15 protein-coding genes and 1 pseudogene are annotated in these 15,235 nt (G+C 43.5%); 5 read left to right on the forward strand and 11 right to left on the reverse strand.

Features of this window, described 5'->3' with window-relative positions; genetic code table 11:
- Window positions 1–13 precede the first annotated feature (13 nt).
- Complete coding sequence (locus N0824_RS12285; protein WP_108936958.1) at window positions 14–1,222, reverse strand: hypothetical protein; 1,209 nt, start codon at window positions 1,220–1,222, stop codon at window positions 14–16.
- 334 nt (window positions 1,223–1,556) lie between these two features.
- Here N0824_RS12285 and N0824_RS12290 point away from each other — a divergent pair, with 334 nt between their 5' ends.
- Complete coding sequence (locus N0824_RS12290; RefSeq protein ID WP_108936959.1) at window positions 1,557–2,354, forward strand: glutathione S-transferase family protein; 798 nt, start codon at window positions 1,557–1,559, stop codon at window positions 2,352–2,354.
- A 233-nt stretch (window positions 2,355–2,587) separates the two neighbouring features.
- Here the strand turns inward: N0824_RS12290 and nblR are convergent, their stop codons facing one another.
- Together nblR and N0824_RS12300 are read right to left on the reverse strand one after the other, a co-directional pair.
- Window positions 2,588–3,277, reverse strand: coding sequence for a response regulator transcription factor NblR (nblR, locus tag N0824_RS12295; protein WP_108936960.1), 690 nt, complete (start codon window positions 3,275–3,277; stop codon window positions 2,588–2,590).
- A 70-nt stretch (window positions 3,278–3,347) separates the two neighbouring features.
- The gene (locus N0824_RS12300; protein ID WP_108936961.1) at window positions 3,348–3,830 is read right to left on the reverse strand and encodes a hypothetical protein; all 483 of its coding nucleotides are present in this window, start codon (window positions 3,828–3,830) and stop codon (window positions 3,348–3,350) included.
- Window positions 3,831–4,027: 197 nt separating this feature from the next.
- Here N0824_RS12300 and N0824_RS12305 point away from each other — a divergent pair, with 197 nt between their 5' ends.
- Window positions 4,028–5,401, forward strand: a complete 1,374-nt coding sequence (locus tag N0824_RS12305) for a DICT sensory domain-containing protein (protein ID WP_108936962.1) — start codon at window positions 4,028–4,030, stop codon at window positions 5,399–5,401.
- Between the two features lie 2 nt (window positions 5,402–5,403).
- On the opposite strand, the gene hpnH is transcribed toward N0824_RS12305, so the two are convergent.
- Complete coding sequence (hpnH, locus tag N0824_RS12310; protein ID WP_008205928.1) at window positions 5,404–6,420, reverse strand: adenosyl-hopene transferase HpnH; 1,017 nt, start codon at window positions 6,418–6,420, stop codon at window positions 5,404–5,406.
- 179 nt (window positions 6,421–6,599) lie between these two features.
- Between hpnH and N0824_RS12315 the strand changes: the two genes are divergently transcribed.
- The 3 genes from N0824_RS12315 to N0824_RS12325 all read left to right on the forward strand — a co-directional run bounded on the left by N0824_RS12315 (window position 6,600) and on the right by N0824_RS12325 (window position 9,090).
- Window positions 6,600–7,454 carry an HNH endonuclease gene (locus N0824_RS12315; protein ID WP_052578116.1) on the forward strand — a complete coding sequence of 285 codons (855 nt, stop codon included), beginning with the start codon at window positions 6,600–6,602 and terminating at the stop codon, window positions 7,452–7,454.
- A gap of 147 nt (window positions 7,455–7,601) precedes the next feature.
- Complete coding sequence (locus N0824_RS12320; RefSeq protein WP_108936963.1) at window positions 7,602–8,201, forward strand: DUF1517 domain-containing protein; 600 nt, start codon at window positions 7,602–7,604, stop codon at window positions 8,199–8,201.
- Window positions 8,158–9,090 carry a hypothetical protein gene (locus N0824_RS12325; RefSeq protein ID WP_108936964.1) on the forward strand — a complete coding sequence of 311 codons (933 nt, stop codon included), beginning with the start codon at window positions 8,158–8,160 and terminating at the stop codon, window positions 9,088–9,090. Before N0824_RS12320 ends, N0824_RS12325 begins: the two co-directional genes overlap by 44 nt.
- 66 nt (window positions 9,091–9,156) lie before the next feature.
- Here N0824_RS12325 and N0824_RS12330 read toward each other — a convergent pair whose 3' ends face one another.
- The 7 genes and pseudogenes from N0824_RS12330 to N0824_RS12360 form a co-directional block, all read right to left on the reverse strand.
- The gene (locus N0824_RS12330) at window positions 9,157–9,672 is read right to left on the reverse strand and encodes a phycobiliprotein lyase (protein ID WP_108936965.1); all 516 of its coding nucleotides are present in this window, start codon (window positions 9,670–9,672) and stop codon (window positions 9,157–9,159) included.
- Window positions 9,673–9,733: 61 nt separating this feature from the next.
- Window positions 9,734–10,402 (reverse strand): HEAT repeat domain-containing protein, encoded by a 669-nt coding sequence (locus N0824_RS12335; protein ID WP_108936966.1) that lies wholly within the window; start codon window positions 10,400–10,402, stop codon window positions 9,734–9,736.
- A gap of 253 nt (window positions 10,403–10,655) precedes the next feature.
- Complete coding sequence (locus N0824_RS12340) at window positions 10,656–11,459, reverse strand: creatininase family protein (RefSeq protein ID WP_108936967.1); 804 nt, start codon at window positions 11,457–11,459, stop codon at window positions 10,656–10,658.
- A gap of 53 nt (window positions 11,460–11,512) precedes the next feature.
- A complete protein-coding gene (locus N0824_RS12345; protein ID WP_046662108.1) occupies window positions 11,513–11,881 on the reverse strand; it encodes a type II toxin-antitoxin system PemK/MazF family toxin in 369 nt (122 codons plus the stop codon).
- Window positions 11,874–12,098 (reverse strand): hypothetical protein, encoded by a 225-nt coding sequence (locus N0824_RS12350; RefSeq protein ID WP_004158853.1) that lies wholly within the window; start codon window positions 12,096–12,098, stop codon window positions 11,874–11,876. The genes N0824_RS12345 and N0824_RS12350 overlap by 8 nt, the downstream gene beginning before the upstream one ends.
- 146 nt (window positions 12,099–12,244) lie before the next feature.
- A complete protein-coding gene (gene purH / locus N0824_RS12355) occupies window positions 12,245–13,780 on the reverse strand; it encodes a bifunctional phosphoribosylaminoimidazolecarboxamide formyltransferase/IMP cyclohydrolase (protein WP_108936968.1) in 1,536 nt (511 codons plus the stop codon).
- A gap of 257 nt (window positions 13,781–14,037) precedes the next feature.
- Window positions 14,038–15,009, reverse strand: a pseudogene (locus tag N0824_RS12360) (transposase); the annotation flags it as partial.
- Window positions 15,010–15,235 lie beyond the last annotated feature (226 nt).

A 15,235-nucleotide genomic window follows, 5' to 3' on the forward strand; every position in this document is an offset into this window, starting at 1 on the left:
ATTGGGGTAAAAATTAAATAATTTTTTGTAAAGCTTGCACCAGAATGCCGGCGGTTTGAACGTTAGCATCCCTATCCATTTGGGTTTGAGCAATATGGTATAGTTGAATTTCGATATCCTTGAGAGATTTACCACTTTCGATGAGTTGTTGTAGTAAATCCTCTAGGGTATAACTTCGCAGGGTTAACCAATCTTGACTGTTCTGATCCCAAGGATAAAATAGGAGCGAGAAAATCAATATTTTAGCTCGTAAAGGATTAGCATAATACAAAATTTCTAAACGAATTTCAAAGGGGTCGTAGGCAGCAATTTGTGGGGAATTACTGGGGTTATTTTTTAAGGAAGCTGACTCGGAAAAGTGCAATCCCATTACCACTTGCGGTTCATTTAGAGCGATAATCGAAGAGGGAAACTCCACAGGTTTACTTCTGGTTCTAGAGGAGGAGAAAGATGCAGTTTTAGCCGAAGAATCACAATCATCATTTAGATGAACCATTTGATCGTTAAAGATTTGACTGTTTGACTCATCTTCTTCGTAATCTCTATCACTATCGTAGAGAGGCTCTAGCTGGGTAAGAATAATCTCAGCTAGGGAAATGTATAGAGCTTTTTTATTAATATTTTCGGCAACTTGGTTGAGAGTTTCTCGCAAGCTGAAGAAATTAGGATTGTTTTGCCGAAGTTCTAAAATAATATTTTTTAAGCCATAATTATTAATCACTGATCGATCATTTTCCCAACGATTTTTACAGGCGGCAAACATTAATTTTTGAATTCTCTCCGTCTCTAGATGATTTTCTAGGCTACTAACCACCTGTCTTAAGGAATTATCTTCCTCGTTGTTGACAGCATTGTTAACAGCAGTAAACCTAGGGTTAACTGCTGGTTCTAATGGTGATAATTGGGTTTCATAGGCGGCAGCAATACCACTATATAATTTACTGACTTGCTCAATAATAACTGTGGCTACGCCCAGATAAGCTTTAGGATGATTTAGGTTTTTAACTAATTTATAAACCGACAAAGTTAATTGTTCTTTACTGGTTTTGAGTTGCACTAACTCCTTCACCAAGTCTTCCATCGCCACACCGTCTAAAATATTAGGAGCATTTTCCCAATATTTTTTACAGATACAAAAGATTAATTTTTTGATCCGTAATTTTTCTTCGTGGCTGTCGAGATAGCGAACTACGTTATTAAAAACGTCCATGGATAATTGCATAGTAACCTCTGATCCGAGAAAGTCGCCCACCCTCGCACGCCTCTACTATGAGGTTATGCTATTGGTATCTCGCAAGTTAGCTTGCGGGAATATATAAGTTATTCCGGCTCTTCTGGAGCTCGAAGATATTCTAACCTAAAAGCGTGGAGCTATTGAGTTCGGTTTGCTACATCTTGTCCCTAAAATTAGCAAAAGATTATTTTTTCGCCTTTCTCCTTTGCAGTACAAATGTTCGAGCAAAATCGGAGTAAAGTCTTTAAGTTTAGACGACCGATGCCCGATCGGGTTAGAGTAATCAGGGAGAAACTGATTTATCGAGGGGCTATATCATCCTATGCTAGAACTCTACCAATTTGAATTATCTGCCTATTGTGAGAAAGTCCGTCTCATCCTCGACTATAAAGGACTTGCCTATAAAAAAAGGGACGTGGTGCCGGGGGTGGGACAATTGGACTTATTCCGTCTTTCCGGACAGCGACAGGTCCCGGTCCTCAAGGATGGTGATACCTATATCGCTGACTCGACGGAGATTGCTTTTTATCTCGATCGCAAGTATCCTGAAAAACCAATTATACCCACAGATCCCCTCCAACGGGGTCAATGTTTATTAATCGAAGAATGGGCCGATGAATCCCTGGGATTAAAAGGAAGAACCGCTTTTCTCGGTGCTTTTGCCCAAAATCAAAACTTTCGTACCGCTTTTTTACCCCTGGAAACTCCCGATTTTATGCGCTTGTTGCTGGGTTCCTTGCCGGGGGAATTAATTGATATTTTGGGGACGGGTGTAGGTCTGGGAAAAGATGCTATCAATACGGCGAAAAAGGGGCTACAACAGGACTTAGAGGCTTTGAACCTCATTTTAACCAATCGTCCCTATTTAGTCGGGGATCAGCCCACTTTAGCCGATTTAGCCGTGGCGGGATTAAGTGTACTGCTTCAGTTTCCCCAGGGTTCCTATCTCAACTTACCCGCGCAATTGCAAGGCAAGGGGATTCCGGGGTTAGCCGATAATAGCGCCTACGAGGGCTTTTTTACTTGGCGCGACCGTCTTTATAGTCAATACCGTCAAACTATCACCCCGGGGAGTTCCACCCCTCCTATAGATTCCCCCACCTCCATCCAGATCGAATAGCAGAGCTTGACTAGGGTGTGGGGTGCAGGAATTATGAATTATGAATTATGAATTATGAAGTGGGGAAGTGGGGAAGTGGGGAAGTGGGGAAGTGGAGCATTTGGATGAAATTTCCCTAAACCCGTAAACCCCTAAATCCCTATCACCCGTTCGGCTGAGCTCACGGCCGAAGCCCAAAACCCTATCTCCTGACTCCTGACGACCGGCTCCTGACGACCGGCTCCTAACTCCTGTTAAGATTCGCGTAAAACGTAGCCGACACCGCGCACGGTATGAATGAGGCGTTTTTGACCACCAGCCTCCATCTTCAGGCGTAAATAGCGAATATACACCTCAATAACGTTTGACTCTCCTTGAAATTCGTCCCCCCAGACATTTTCGAGAATTTGCTCCCTTGATAATACTTCTTTCGGGTGAATCATCAGGTAGCGCAGCAGTTCAAATTCCTTCATCGTCAACTCAATATTTTTGTTTTTATAGGAGAGACGACGAGTGACTAAATCTAATACTAAGTCACCGAAGCGCAATTGTTCGGGGATAGTTTCCAGAGGTTGCAGGTAAAAACGGATTAATTTGAGAAAAGATTGCGAATTATAGGGTTTGAGAAAATAATCGTCGGCTCCCGCTTCCAAACAGGCGAGACGTTCTTCTAGGGTTTCTTGAGATACTAACAAAATAATATAAACGCGACTTCCCTGGGAACGTAAACGACGACAAAAACTCACACCCGCTTCCCCCACCAGGAAGCGATCGAGTATAATCATCGCTGGCTGCCAACTTTGCACTTCTGGGAAAGCGCTATCAATGCTAGGCACAATCAGGGGACGATAACCTGCTTCTTTCAAGTCCGCACTAGCTAGTTTAGCGATATTCTCCTCAATTCCCACCAAGAGAATCGAAGAACTCAGAACTGATGTACTCATGAGTCAGCAGCGGTAAAGAAATAGGAAAGATAGGGAGGCGACTAGCCAATTATACTTAATTGATTTTTGCCTAACCGATTTGAGATAAAAAAGTTAACGCTGTGGTGCGTTGGACGAAATTACCATTGACAGACCAACCAGTTACTCGATTGGGGGACGACCAGAGGCTAAGATGGTCTACAGGGGGATCCGCATAAAAATTTTCTTGACCGCTACCCAATAAACAGGAACTCCAATGGGTAAAATAATCGTGACTAAGGCGATAAATGGGAAAATTACCGATTAATGGCACTCCCCACCCGTCCAGAGCGATTAAAGCTCGAATTTTCGCCCCTTGAGCTTGCCAATAATGAGCTAAAGCGATCGCATTTACCACCCCCGCACTAAACCCAATTAAGGTTAGGTCTTCTCTGGGTGAAAAAGCTTCATTTAAGCAAGAAAAAGGAGAAATAATAATATAGGGACGTAATTGGACCGATTTGCTCCCCAGATGTCCTAAAAAATCCTCGGTCAATCTAGAATCATGAAAACCCGTACAAATCACTAAGGTCATAAAATTAAGTAAAAAGCGATGAGGAGACAGTAATCAGTTATCAGTAATCAGTAATCAGTAATCAGTTTTTTCTCCCTGCTCCCCTACTCCGTCTCCCCACTTCATAATTCATAATTCATAATTCATAATTCCCTCTCCCTGCTCCCCACTTCATAATTCATAATTCATAATTCCCACTTCCCCTAATCTTGCCACCTATGACCGTAGAATCCAGCTTACAACAGTTAAAAAGAGCTTCATCGGGACGATTACCCAGCAGTTACGGGGTCTATTTTAAGAATACCCTTGTGGCCCTCTGTCATGCTCTTGAAGATCATATCTTGCAAACTAGCAGCCCAGATAGTACAAATAAACCACTGGTCTTAGTCACCTTTCAACAGGGAAAATGGTATTTACAGGAAGCTGAGCGCTATTTAGATATGGCTCGCTCTTCTCGTCATATTGCGATCGCTGCCGTAGCCGATAGTGGTTTTTCTGAGCATAAAACCAGCAGTTTAGAGAATGTTTCCCTAGTGAACTTAGATAATAGCGATAGTTTGGTTAATGAGTGGAATTTAATCATTCTTTCCCCCGATTACGCCTCCATGGTACTCTGTCATGAGTTATCCCCGGAAGAATACCGGTCCGATAGTCAACCCCAAATAGACACGGAGCGAAAATTCTACGGTTTATGGACATTTGATCGCGATTTAGTCGAAAAAGCCGCTAGGATCTTAATTGAGCGTCTGCATCCCTATAATCCCAGTCTAGCGGCCGATTTAAGCAGACAACAGCAGGAAATTAGTCAAAATATTAATCCCATTCCCACGGATTTAACCGGAGTAGTCTCTCGCATTGTCACCTATCTGCAAACCAGTCAACAGCAGTTAGTCACCGTCAGCAGACAAACACGAGAATTAAGCGACTTAGAAGGACAAGCATCCCGTTTAAATAAAAATTTAGCCGCTAATAAACTACAAGCTTTTCTCAGAATGGCTCAAAAAGTCGATGAAAGAGATATTGATAATCCCCTTGCTTCCCTACAGGTGGCCGCTTTAGCGGAAATGTTGGGACAATTGCTCGATTTACCCACCCTGAGATTACGACGCTTACGATTAGCTGGTTTATTATACCGCATCGGTCTAGCGGAGGCTCCGATCGAAGTTTTTAGACAGCGTGCCAGTCAGTTAGAGGGAGCAAATGCGTTATTTTGGCGGGATAGATCGGTGTTAGGCGCACAATTACTCGCCACTATGCCCGAATTAGCCCCAATTCAACAGATTATTTACCATGAGTTTGAATACTGGGATGGTAGCGGGGTTCCCAACGGCTTAAAAGGGGAAGAAATCAGCTTAGAGTCGCGAATTTTAGGATTATCAGCCTATTTTCAGGAATTAACTCAACCGCGAGGCGACCGACTAGCTCTAGATTTAGGAGAGGCCCTAGAGCGCTGTCAAAATTATAGCGGGATTCGTTTCGATCCCGCTTTGGTAGAAAAATTAAGTTCGGTAATTCGTCTGTGCGAAATGGGATGGATGCAATTACCCGATCGCCCTAGTCAAGTCCCCGCCGTCTGGTTAGAATCAGTTTAGGATTAGACTCCGATGAGACTCTGCATCGCACGTCCCATATTAGCCGGTTTAAAAGCTGCCATGGCCGCGGTCGGTTCATAGCCGCAATGTACCATACAATCGGCACATTGAGGATTGCCACTGGCCCGACCGTAGTTATCCCAATTGGTTTCTTCTAAAAGTTCCCGAAAGCTTTTGTAATGACCTTCGTTGAGCAGATAACAGGGTTTTTGCCATCCTAAAAGACTATAGCTAGGACTACCCCAAGGGGTGCATTCATAGTCCTGTTCACCGATGAGAAAATCGAGAAAGAGAGGATTATGGTTAAAATTCCACTTTTTCTGACCTGATTTCCAGGGTGAGAGAATTTCTCGGAATAAAGCTCTGGTTTGCTCCCGTTTCAAGAAACTATCTTGATCTGGGGCCCACTCATAACTGTAACCCGGGGAAATCATCATGCCATCGATACCCAAGGTAGCGAGAAAATCAAAAAATTCCTGCATTTCTCGCGCATCTGTGCCTTCAAAAACCGTGGTATTAGTAGTAACCCGAAAACCTCTCGCTTTCGCTGCTTTAATCCCTTGTACTGCCTTATCGAATACTCCCTCTCGATCCACACAGCGATCGTGATGTTCTTTGAGACCATCCAGATGAACACTAAAGGTAAGATAGGGTGAAGGAGTAAATTTATCTAGGCTTTTCTCCAATAACAGGGCATTGGTACAGAGATAGACGAATTTTTTTCTGTCCACTAACCCCTTGACAATTTCATCGATTTGTGGATGTAAAAGCGGCTCGCCCCCGGGGATGGAAACCACGGGAACCCCGCATTCTTCCACCGCTGCGAAACATTCTGCTGGGGTAAGATGATTGCGGAGGATTTCCGGGGGATGTTGAATCTTGCCGCAGCCAGTACAGGCTAAATTACAGCGAAATAGGGGTTCTAGCATTAAAACTAAGGGAAAACGCTTTTTTCCTGCTAGACGCTGTTTCAAGATATAGGAAGCAACCACTAAAGCTTGTTGTAGTTGGACAGCCATTTGCTCACACCAATAGGATTTTAAGTCATTATAGACTGTTAACAGGGCATCAAGGCATAGGAGCCTAGAAAATGGCAAAATAAATAAAAGCTGAGGGTTTTTTTGGCTGTTTACTTGATTATCGGATAGATTAAACCCCTTGCCTGATTAATTTTTGCCAGTTCAAAAACGTCCTATCAGTGATCAGTCTTTTTAGCTATCAGCTTTTATTTATGGCAACTTTTCTATTAGCTTGGAATCCTAAACGGTGGCCTTGGAATGACATTGAGGAAATGTCGCAATCAGTTCAGGCTGGGCAATTAGTTACTGCTCGTTGGAGCTGTGGTAATTCTAAACGTCTTCAACGTGGCGATCGTGTATTTTTTATGAGGTTGGGTCAAGAGCCTAAAGGAATTTTTGCATCAGGATTTGCTATTCAAGGTTCCTATGAAGATAGGCATTGGGATAGCGATAAGGCATCCTCTGGAGAAACTGCAATGTTTGTCAGAGTTCGGTTCGATTCATTACTAAGTCCAGCAAAAAGTGATGTTTTACCGCGCCAGTTGCTAGATACAGAACCTTTCAAGGAAATGCACTGGGATACTCAAATGTCAGGAGTGCAAGTGCCTGATAGCGTTGCATTAGAGCTAGAAAAAGTATGGCAAGAATTCTCTAATTCTTCAAGTTTTCTATCGCCTGAAGAGATTTCAGATAATAATGCACATTATGAAGGTGGAGTGCAGCAAGTAACAGTTAATGCCTATGAGCGTAATACTAAAGCTCGAAAAAGTTGTGTTGAATACTATGGTGTAAGTTGCTTTGTTTGTGGTTTTGACTTTAGCAAAGTCTATGGTGAGTTAGGTGATGGTTTTATTCACGTTCACCATCTGCGTCCACTATCGGAGATTAAGCAGCAATATCGGGTTGATCCGATCAATGATCTGCGTCCTGTTTGCCCCAATTGCCATGCTATGATTCACCGCCGTACCCCACCCTTAAGTATTAAGGAGCTTCAGGAGGTGTTAAATAATGCTAGATTGCAGTCAACCACCTAACACTTCACGGCAGCGGACGGACGAAAGCCGCTGGTACTGAGTTCAAGGTTATCTGCCGCCGCTGCGTTTTGTCGATCCAGCTGATGGCTTCAAGACTACTGACTCCTAACCTTAACGACAATTTTTGATTTTTACCGGAGGTCTATTATGGGTTCTTTAGGCGATCGCTTCAAGAAATTTGCGGGTAGAACTCGCTATGTGGTCTGTCGCTTATTTTTGCATCTCTACGGCCAAGAAGTCGCACCCCTGATCGGTATTCTTAATCGTGCCGGCCGGGAGGCGATCGATTCCGAAGGCGATTTAGAGGTCATGGGAGAGGGTTTAGTAGAAATTTGTCAAAATCTGCTGCAGATGAACCTCTATTGGTTTTCTGTGGCTAATGAGGGCGATGTTTTTTGGAATGAGGGGGAAGCGGGAGACTACGTTAACGAACTGTTTACCGATTCTGCGGGGAGATACCTAAGTGAATCGGTGTCTGGGGAAGTGGGGGAAAAGGAACCCTTAACTTTACCCGTCACTGATAACTTAGTTGTTATGATCACAATAGCATTCGAGGGTGAGAGTGCTGGTTTAGAAACTAGCCTAGCCGATCGAGAGGCCCTGGAAGATGGTTTAAAATCAATAATTAACCTCCACTACCAAGGTCGGCTGCGCGCGATTCAGGTACATTTTTCTCCTGCTCAATTGGGAGATGAATTGACCAATGAGCAGCTATTACTCAATTTCCCCGAATTGCTGCCTTTATAGTCTTAATTTTGCCATTATGCTGCGCCAAGTAACGACAATCCTTTTAATTCTTACCCTTTGTTACACAACGGTGGCCTGTGGTTCGTCGTCAAATCAAACTCAGTCACCGTCAGCTAGTAACAGTAGTGTAAGACGAGAATCCAATCAGGTTAGTAGCGGTCGCTACGAGGTGCAACAAGCTACCTACGATGATGGAGATGGCACTTATACCTTAATGCTGTTAAACACCCCTGGGGGGAATTCTCCCCTCTTTCGCACCACTAACCTGCAAATGGCTAGATTAAGCGATGAAGCTATCGCTAAAGGGGAAAAAACCGCGGTGGAAATCAACGGCGATCAGGCTACCCTGTACATGACCGAAGATTTTAAAATCGAGTATGTCCATAATGTCACGGAAGTGCGGAACAATCCCCAAACCGGACAACAGGAAACCGTGGTGATTCGGCAAGAATCGAGTTTTTGGAGTCCTTTTTTCGGTGCTGTTGCTGGTCAAGCTTTGGGTAGTTTGCTCTTTCGTCCTCAATACTACGTTCCTCCCCTCTATACTCCGGGGGGTGTAATGACCGGTTTTGGTGGTTACGGTTCCACCTATAATCAGGCAGTGGATCAATACCGGACTAAACATAATAGTCCACCTCCGGCGGTCAAAAACCGGCAAACTCTCCGTTCTACTGGCAATTTACGTCGTTATCCTAGCAATACTCCCTCTAGTCCCAATCGCAGCACCACCACCACCACAAAACCCAGTGGTTCCGGTTATGGTTCCAGTACCCTGAAGAATTCGGGTAAATCTGATACTGTCAAACGTTCTCCCAGTTTCGGTTCCTCTGGTTCCCGTCGTACCCCTAGTCGCAGTGGTTTTGGCAGCAGCAGACGCGGCCGACGTTAGGAGGATTTGACTGGAGTGGTGGAAGATTAACCCTGTCTTCCCCACCTCAGAGATTAGGGATAGCAACTACTTAGAAGCAACCATTTTGCGAATTTCTGAATAGAAAACCGTCTGGCGATCGCCATTGGCCAACTGGATAATACTGGTACGCAATCTCAGATTAGGACTAGCAAACCAGATTCTTTCCTCGATACGATGGTGATTGTCCTCGATGGTTAAAGTTAAAGCTTGATCGCTTCTGAGATGATATTCTCCCAGCGCTGCCGATTTACCGTCCGATGTGATCAATTTTCCTTGCCAAGGATTCCCTGAGGGCAGCCAAACTAAATAGCTAGAACCGATTTTTTTCGGTTGTCCATAGTCCACGGAATTATCCCAAGTCGTTTTCCATCCCCCTAGACTGGTCTGGGACTGACAGTTATTTTCTAAACATAATTGCACCACATCGGCAGCATCGGCGGCCAGCAAATCGATGGTGATTTCTGCTTTATTATTGGCAACTTTTTGGGCAGCTAATTGATAACTGGTGCGCTGAGAAAACCATTTACCCGCACAGAGATTAATAAATTCTTGAATGTCCATGAATGGCTGTAGGCAAAGATCGATCGCTCTGGAAGAATAGATTATTTATTCTATCCTATCCCTAGACGTTGGCCAATTTTTGCAAAGATAAACGGGCCGCTTCGCGCACTTGTGGATGTTCGTCCTTGACCAAAAATTTTAGGGCTGCGATCGTTTTTTCCGCTGGAAGCTGGCCTAAAGCTTCCGCTAATCGCTGCCGGATTAACCAGTCATCGGAGTTAACAAAGGTTAAAAGCTTCTCGACGGTTTCCACTGCTTTGATTTCCCCAAGAGCGGCAATAGCGGCCTGTTGAATAACCGCTTCGTTACTATCGAGGGCCGATAATAACACCTGTTTAGCCCGAATATCGCGCAAATTGCCCAAAGCAACGGCGGCACTAAAGCGGACTAACCATTGCGTGTCTTCGTAAAAAGCCCGTTGTAGGGGTTCAAAAGCGCGAATATCTTCTAAATAACCTAAGGCCCCCGCAGCATCGGCGCGAATGCCATAATCGGCATCATTGGCTAACAAATCCACTAGGATAGGAAAGCATTCCTCGGTTTGTTTGACTCCCAAGGCAAAGACAGCCATCGATCGCACTGGCAGCATTTGATCATAAAGGACTTTTTTGATCAAGGGTACAGCTTCCTCTGGGGTCACTTCTCGCAGGGATGCCAAGGCCAGCAGACGATCTTTGGAGTTGCTGCTTTCTAACTGGAGGGCAATGGTTTCTATATCAGGCTTACTCATTTTTGTCAACCACTTGTAATATTTCTTTAATTCTAACGCAATTGTTTCTAAGTCAGCAGCCTTAGGGGACTGAAACGGCTAATTTTTGTGTGTTACAGTGTTTCTCATAAAGATGAAGTGTAACCTAATTTGGTATGGAAGATCGACTCCCGAAAACGAAAACTTTCTACCCAATCATTAAGATAACTGCTATCAACAGGTTCGGGATATTGCTTGAGAAAAATTAATTTTTGGTGTCGGAATGTTCAATTTGCTATAACTTCGGTTGACGGAATTGATAAACATCAGCGATCGCCTGTACCCAACCATTAGCAACGGATTCTAATAATCGATCGCCTTTTTCTTTACTTGCATTAGTAGCATCTCCCATCACTCCACTTTTAGTTAATTCCTTAGTTAACCAAGCAAAGGGTAATTTTCCTTCCATAGTTAACAAACTATTTTCTGGCAAACCTTGGGGATATTCTCGCACAGCCCGCTCAATTTTGACCTGTTCTGGCAGTAATGATAACATCATGCTAGTTTCCACATCTCCTGCATGAATACCGTATTCTAATTCATATTCCGAGAATAATTCAGCCGCATTGTGGGGAACTCGCCAAGTGAAAAAAGGAAATACTAAAAAATCGGGATATTGTTGATGAATATCCCTAGCGGCAATTTCCATAACTTGCGGTTGTCCACCGTGGGAGTTCATTAATACTAACTTGCGAAAACCCGAACGATAGAGACTTTCAGCTATCTCTTGAATGAGGGTTAATAAGGTGGCTGCCGAGAGGGTAATAGTGCCGGGGAAAGACCAATGTTCGTTAGATTTTCCGTAGTAGAGACAGGGTAAAGCAAAGGCGGGAACATTTGTATTTAATTTCTCGAAAGCTTTGCCTAAAACCCCTAAACTAATGGCAGCATCGACGGCAATAGGTAGATGGGGTCCGTGTTGTTCGATCGCACCAATGGGTTGAATAATTACCACATTTTCCTTATCTGGCATTGAATCTATATCGGTCCAAGTAAGATAGGGAAAATAACGATGAGGGGGAATAAAACCGTGCATCATAATTTTATTGGGGGTGAGGGATTAGGGTTGGGGTAAAAATTACTGTTTATTTGCTAATTAAAAGCTAAACTGAAACCGAGTTGAATACAGACTGCTTTCTCTATTTCTTCCCAATAAACGTCTTCTAAAACACCCTGTTGATTCTTAATTCTCTGAGAATCTACAGCCCTCATTTGACTTAAGTTGATGTGTCGATCTCCGTCTAGTCCATTCTGCACTGTCGGGGTAATATTGACAACAAAAGGATAAGTCCTTTTCCCAGGCAACAATGGAGCAACTATTGTCGTTGTTCCATTTTGATTGCCAATATCGTTTTGTAAAATCAGACAAGGACGTTCTTTATCGGTTTCATAACCAACAACGGGTTTCAGATCTACCCACCATATCTCTCCTCGCTTATAGGTTAGTCTTCCATTAGGCATTTAGACCATCACCCACTGCAATATCCCAGACAGAAATTTCTGCTTGCATCTCTGGATCATTGGCCTGATCTTTATAAGCATCTTCTAGCTCTTTCATAAAAACCCTTTTCTTCTCTTGCCAGAGAACATCATTGATAAAGCGGCTACGATTGCTTGCTAGTCGATCTACAAAGTCCAAAACTTCGTCGTCTAAGGTGATGCTGACTTTCTTACTCATTGCCATAAACTGCCCACGACAGCCCAGTAGGATTAGATCATCATACTAACTAATCCTACGTCAATTGTCAACGCCTGCCTCTGGGCTGTAAGTAGATTGAATGCCTAACGACTCACTTACCCGCAGCAACACCCCCTAACTTTGTATTAATGCAAGAAATGACGAATGCCTGTTAGGACCATAATTAAACCTAACTCATTAGCGGCATTAATCGAATCCTGATCTTTTAAAGAACCTCCTGGTTGAACAATTGCCTCGATACCAAACTGGGCCGCCGTGCGAATAGAATCATCAAAAGGGAAAAAGCCATCACTAGCCAAATAGCCACCTTTGGCCGCTTCCCCTGCTTGTTCAAGGGCAATTTTCGTCGAACCAACGCGATTCATTTGCCCCGCACCAACGCCTAAAGTAGTTTGATTTTTTGTCACCACAATAGCATTAGATTTAACGTGCTTAGATACTTTCCAAGCAAACAGTAATTCCGCTAATTGTGCGGCAGTGGGTTGTTTTTCTGTCACCACGCGCCACTCGTCTGGGGTTTCCACCACGTCATCGGCCGCTTGTACTAGAAAACCGCCGGCGATAACTTTCACTGTTTGTTTTTCTCCCGTGGTTAAATCCGGCAGCAATAAAATCCGCACTTTTGACTTTTTAGCGAGTATATCCCGGGCTTCGGGGCTACAATCGGGGGCAACCACGCATTCTAGGAAAGTTTTCGTTAATTCTTTAGCGGTTGCTTCATCTATGGCTTGATTTAGGGCAACAATACCCCCAAAAGCGGAGATAGCATCGGCATGAAAAGCTTTAGTATAAGCTTCCACTAAACTACCACCGATCGCCACCCCACAGGGATTATTGTGTTTCAAGATAGCGGCGGCCGGTTCTTCCCTGCCGAATTCGGCGATTAAACGGCGGGCTGCTTCCAAATCGACTAAATTGTTATAACTTAGTTCTTTTCCCTGTAATAAGGTCGCTTTTCCCCAACCGTGAGCCATTGTCCCGCTGCCGTACCAAGTGGCACTTTGGTGGGGATTTTCGCCGTAACGCAGGGTTTGCAGGGCATTTCCCGCCAAATGAAAGCGAGTCGTTTCCCCGTTTAAGCTGGCGAAATAGGCAGCGATCGCACCATCGTAGGCATTGGTTAAAGCGAAGGTTTCCCCCGCCATTTTTTGACGGAATTCCAGGGAGATTTCGCCGTTATTTTGCCGTAATTGGCTTAAATACTGCTCGTAATACTTCGGGTTACTGATGACAGTCAAATGGGCGAAATTTTTAGCCGAGGCGCGTAACATCGCCGGACCACCGATATCGATTTGTTCGATCGCCTGAGCGGTGGTAACATCAGGATTAGCGATCGTCTGTTCAAAGGGATAGAGATTAACCACCACCAAATCAAAAGGACGAATTTGATTAGCCTCCATTTCCGCTAAATCTGACTGCCAATCCCGTCTAGCCAAAATACCGCCATGGATGCGAGGATGGAGAGTTTTTACCCTTCCGCCCAAGATTTCAGGAGATCCTGTGTATTCTCCCACTTTAATCACGGGAATTCCCGCCGATTGCAGTGTTTTGGCGGTTCCTCCACTGCTAATAATTTCAAAATCAAACTCTTCTGTTAGCTGACGGGTAAAGTCAACTATTCCGGTTTTGTCAGTCACGCTGATCAGCGCTAAACGTCCCATAGTAGTGATCTATAAGCAACAGTTTCAGTATATCTCAGTCCTAACCCGTTAAAAATTTTAAAAAAGTAGGTTAGTAAATAATCAGATGCTTCTATATTTTCGTCTCTCAAATATCAACTTATGCTAAGAAAAAAATCGCAACTCTTATTACCTATAGATTTTCTACTTAGTTTTAGATTCTGATACCTGGACTTCCCCGTTGACAAAAAGCCATAACCTCTGCTGTAGGAGGGATTAAGAGAATTTCCAGCGCCCCGTTACTGGGTACAAATCAGGGAAACTCCCAATAAATCTAACGCTTTTTGTTGCAGTTGAGTCGGTCGAGTTATCTTAGAAAAACGATAACTTCCCTCCCTAATCGTACATTCCACTGTATTCAAGCAAATTGTTCCCAGGTCTTCCAACAAAGTCCGAAAGCTATGCACAGGGAGGTTCTCTTGATTCCGTTTTTTTCTCTCTTTAGATTGAGCGGATTCACTCCGATTGGCTTTAATCACATTCAGAGAACTATCATCAATTTCTTCATCCTCAAATAATAAAGGAGCCAAGGACTGTTTTAAATGCCATTCCACATAATAAGCCAACATACATAAAAAGATATGAGCCTTGACTCTATCACCCTTATAATGATAGATAGGACGTACCTTTAAATCAATTGACTTATAACAGCGAAATGCCTCCTCCACTTGAGATAAACTTTTATAAGCTTTAACCGTCGTCGCTGCATCCATCAAGGTGGACTCCAGAGAAGTTCTTAACACATACACACCATCCAAGGCCGTTTCTTGAGCGATTAATTCCAGCTTCCGTTGATAGGAAAAACCTTCTTCTGTTATCTCTAAGTTATAGTATTTATTGACTTGAAACTGATTAAGAACCTTGCCCACTCTCAAAGCTATCTTATCTTGACCCTTTAAAGCTCTTTTCTCCCTTTGAGTCGCCTGAACAATCAAATCTAGTTCCTTCTCTGTTGCCTCTAATAATGCCTCTCTTTGTTGTTGATTTTTCTGGGCAATGAAGGGATTCCGACAAGCAATTAATCTTTCGTCGGGATAATCTTCGCTCTCAAATTCCACCAAGTTTACCTGATCAAATAATCCTAATTGAATCACTTCTACCTCAGCCATTTTCCGAATTTGAGGCTTAGTTAAACCAGTAATATAGTCTAATCCTTCTATCGGTTTTACTAATTCCTTGATTTTCGAGTTAGTTAAAATTCCTCTATCAGTGCGAAACGTTTAGGCATGAAATAGGGCTGAAATGCCTGAAATAACCGCCTAGTAAGGTCTTCAGTCCCCCGACTGAATCTAAGAGGTCAACCCAGACCAACCTTATAACTGTTTATATGTCCCGACGTTTAGTATCACCCGATACCAAACTAGGCAAGGGGACTCAAGGTCAATACACTTTGTAACAATTATTTACAATTGATACAAAGGTGAGAGTAACGGCGAT

Source organism: Microcystis sp. 0824 (assembly GCF_003112475.1).
In the GTDB taxonomy this organism is placed as follows: Bacteria; Cyanobacteriota; Cyanobacteriia; order Cyanobacteriales; family Microcystaceae; genus Microcystis; species Microcystis aeruginosa_C.

What these genes read in the sequence shown, in the direction of transcription:
- N0824_RS12325 (WP_108936964.1), top strand. Translation starts at nt 8,158, where the DNA reads ATGAGCAGCTATTACTCAATTTCCCCGAATTGCTGCCTTTATAGTCTT.
- N0824_RS12300 (WP_108936961.1), bottom strand. Translation starts at nt 3,830, where the DNA reads ATGACCTTAGTGATTTGTACGGGTTTTCATGATTCTAGATTGACCGAG.
- N0824_RS12305 (WP_108936962.1), top strand. Translation starts at nt 4,028, where the DNA reads ATGACCGTAGAATCCAGCTTACAACAGTTAAAAAGAGCTTCATCGGGA.
- N0824_RS12285 (WP_108936958.1), bottom strand. Translation starts at nt 1,222, where the DNA reads ATGCAATTATCCATGGACGTTTTTAATAACGTAGTTCGCTATCTCGAC.
- N0824_RS12340 (WP_108936967.1), bottom strand. Translation starts at nt 11,459, where the DNA reads ATGATGCACGGTTTTATTCCCCCTCATCGTTATTTTCCCTATCTTACT.
- hpnH (WP_008205928.1), bottom strand. Translation starts at nt 6,420, where the DNA reads ATGGCTGTCCAACTACAACAAGCTTTAGTGGTTGCTTCCTATATCTTG.
- purH (WP_108936968.1), bottom strand. Translation starts at nt 13,780, where the DNA reads ATGGGACGTTTAGCGCTGATCAGCGTGACTGACAAAACCGGAATAGTT.
- N0824_RS12290 (WP_108936959.1), top strand. Translation starts at nt 1,557, where the DNA reads ATGCTAGAACTCTACCAATTTGAATTATCTGCCTATTGTGAGAAAGTC.
- nblR (WP_108936960.1), bottom strand. Translation starts at nt 3,277, where the DNA reads ATGAGTACATCAGTTCTGAGTTCTTCGATTCTCTTGGTGGGAATTGAG.
- N0824_RS12335 (WP_108936966.1), bottom strand. Translation starts at nt 10,402, where the DNA reads ATGAGTAAGCCTGATATAGAAACCATTGCCCTCCAGTTAGAAAGCAGC.
- N0824_RS12320 (WP_108936963.1), top strand. Translation starts at nt 7,602, where the DNA reads ATGGGTTCTTTAGGCGATCGCTTCAAGAAATTTGCGGGTAGAACTCGC.
- N0824_RS12350 (WP_004158853.1), bottom strand. Translation starts at nt 12,098, where the DNA reads ATGAGTAAGAAAGTCAGCATCACCTTAGACGACGAAGTTTTGGACTTT.
- N0824_RS12330 (WP_108936965.1), bottom strand. Translation starts at nt 9,672, where the DNA reads ATGGACATTCAAGAATTTATTAATCTCTGTGCGGGTAAATGGTTTTCT.
- N0824_RS12345 (WP_046662108.1), bottom strand. Translation starts at nt 11,881, where the DNA reads ATGCCTAATGGAAGACTAACCTATAAGCGAGGAGAGATATGGTGGGTA.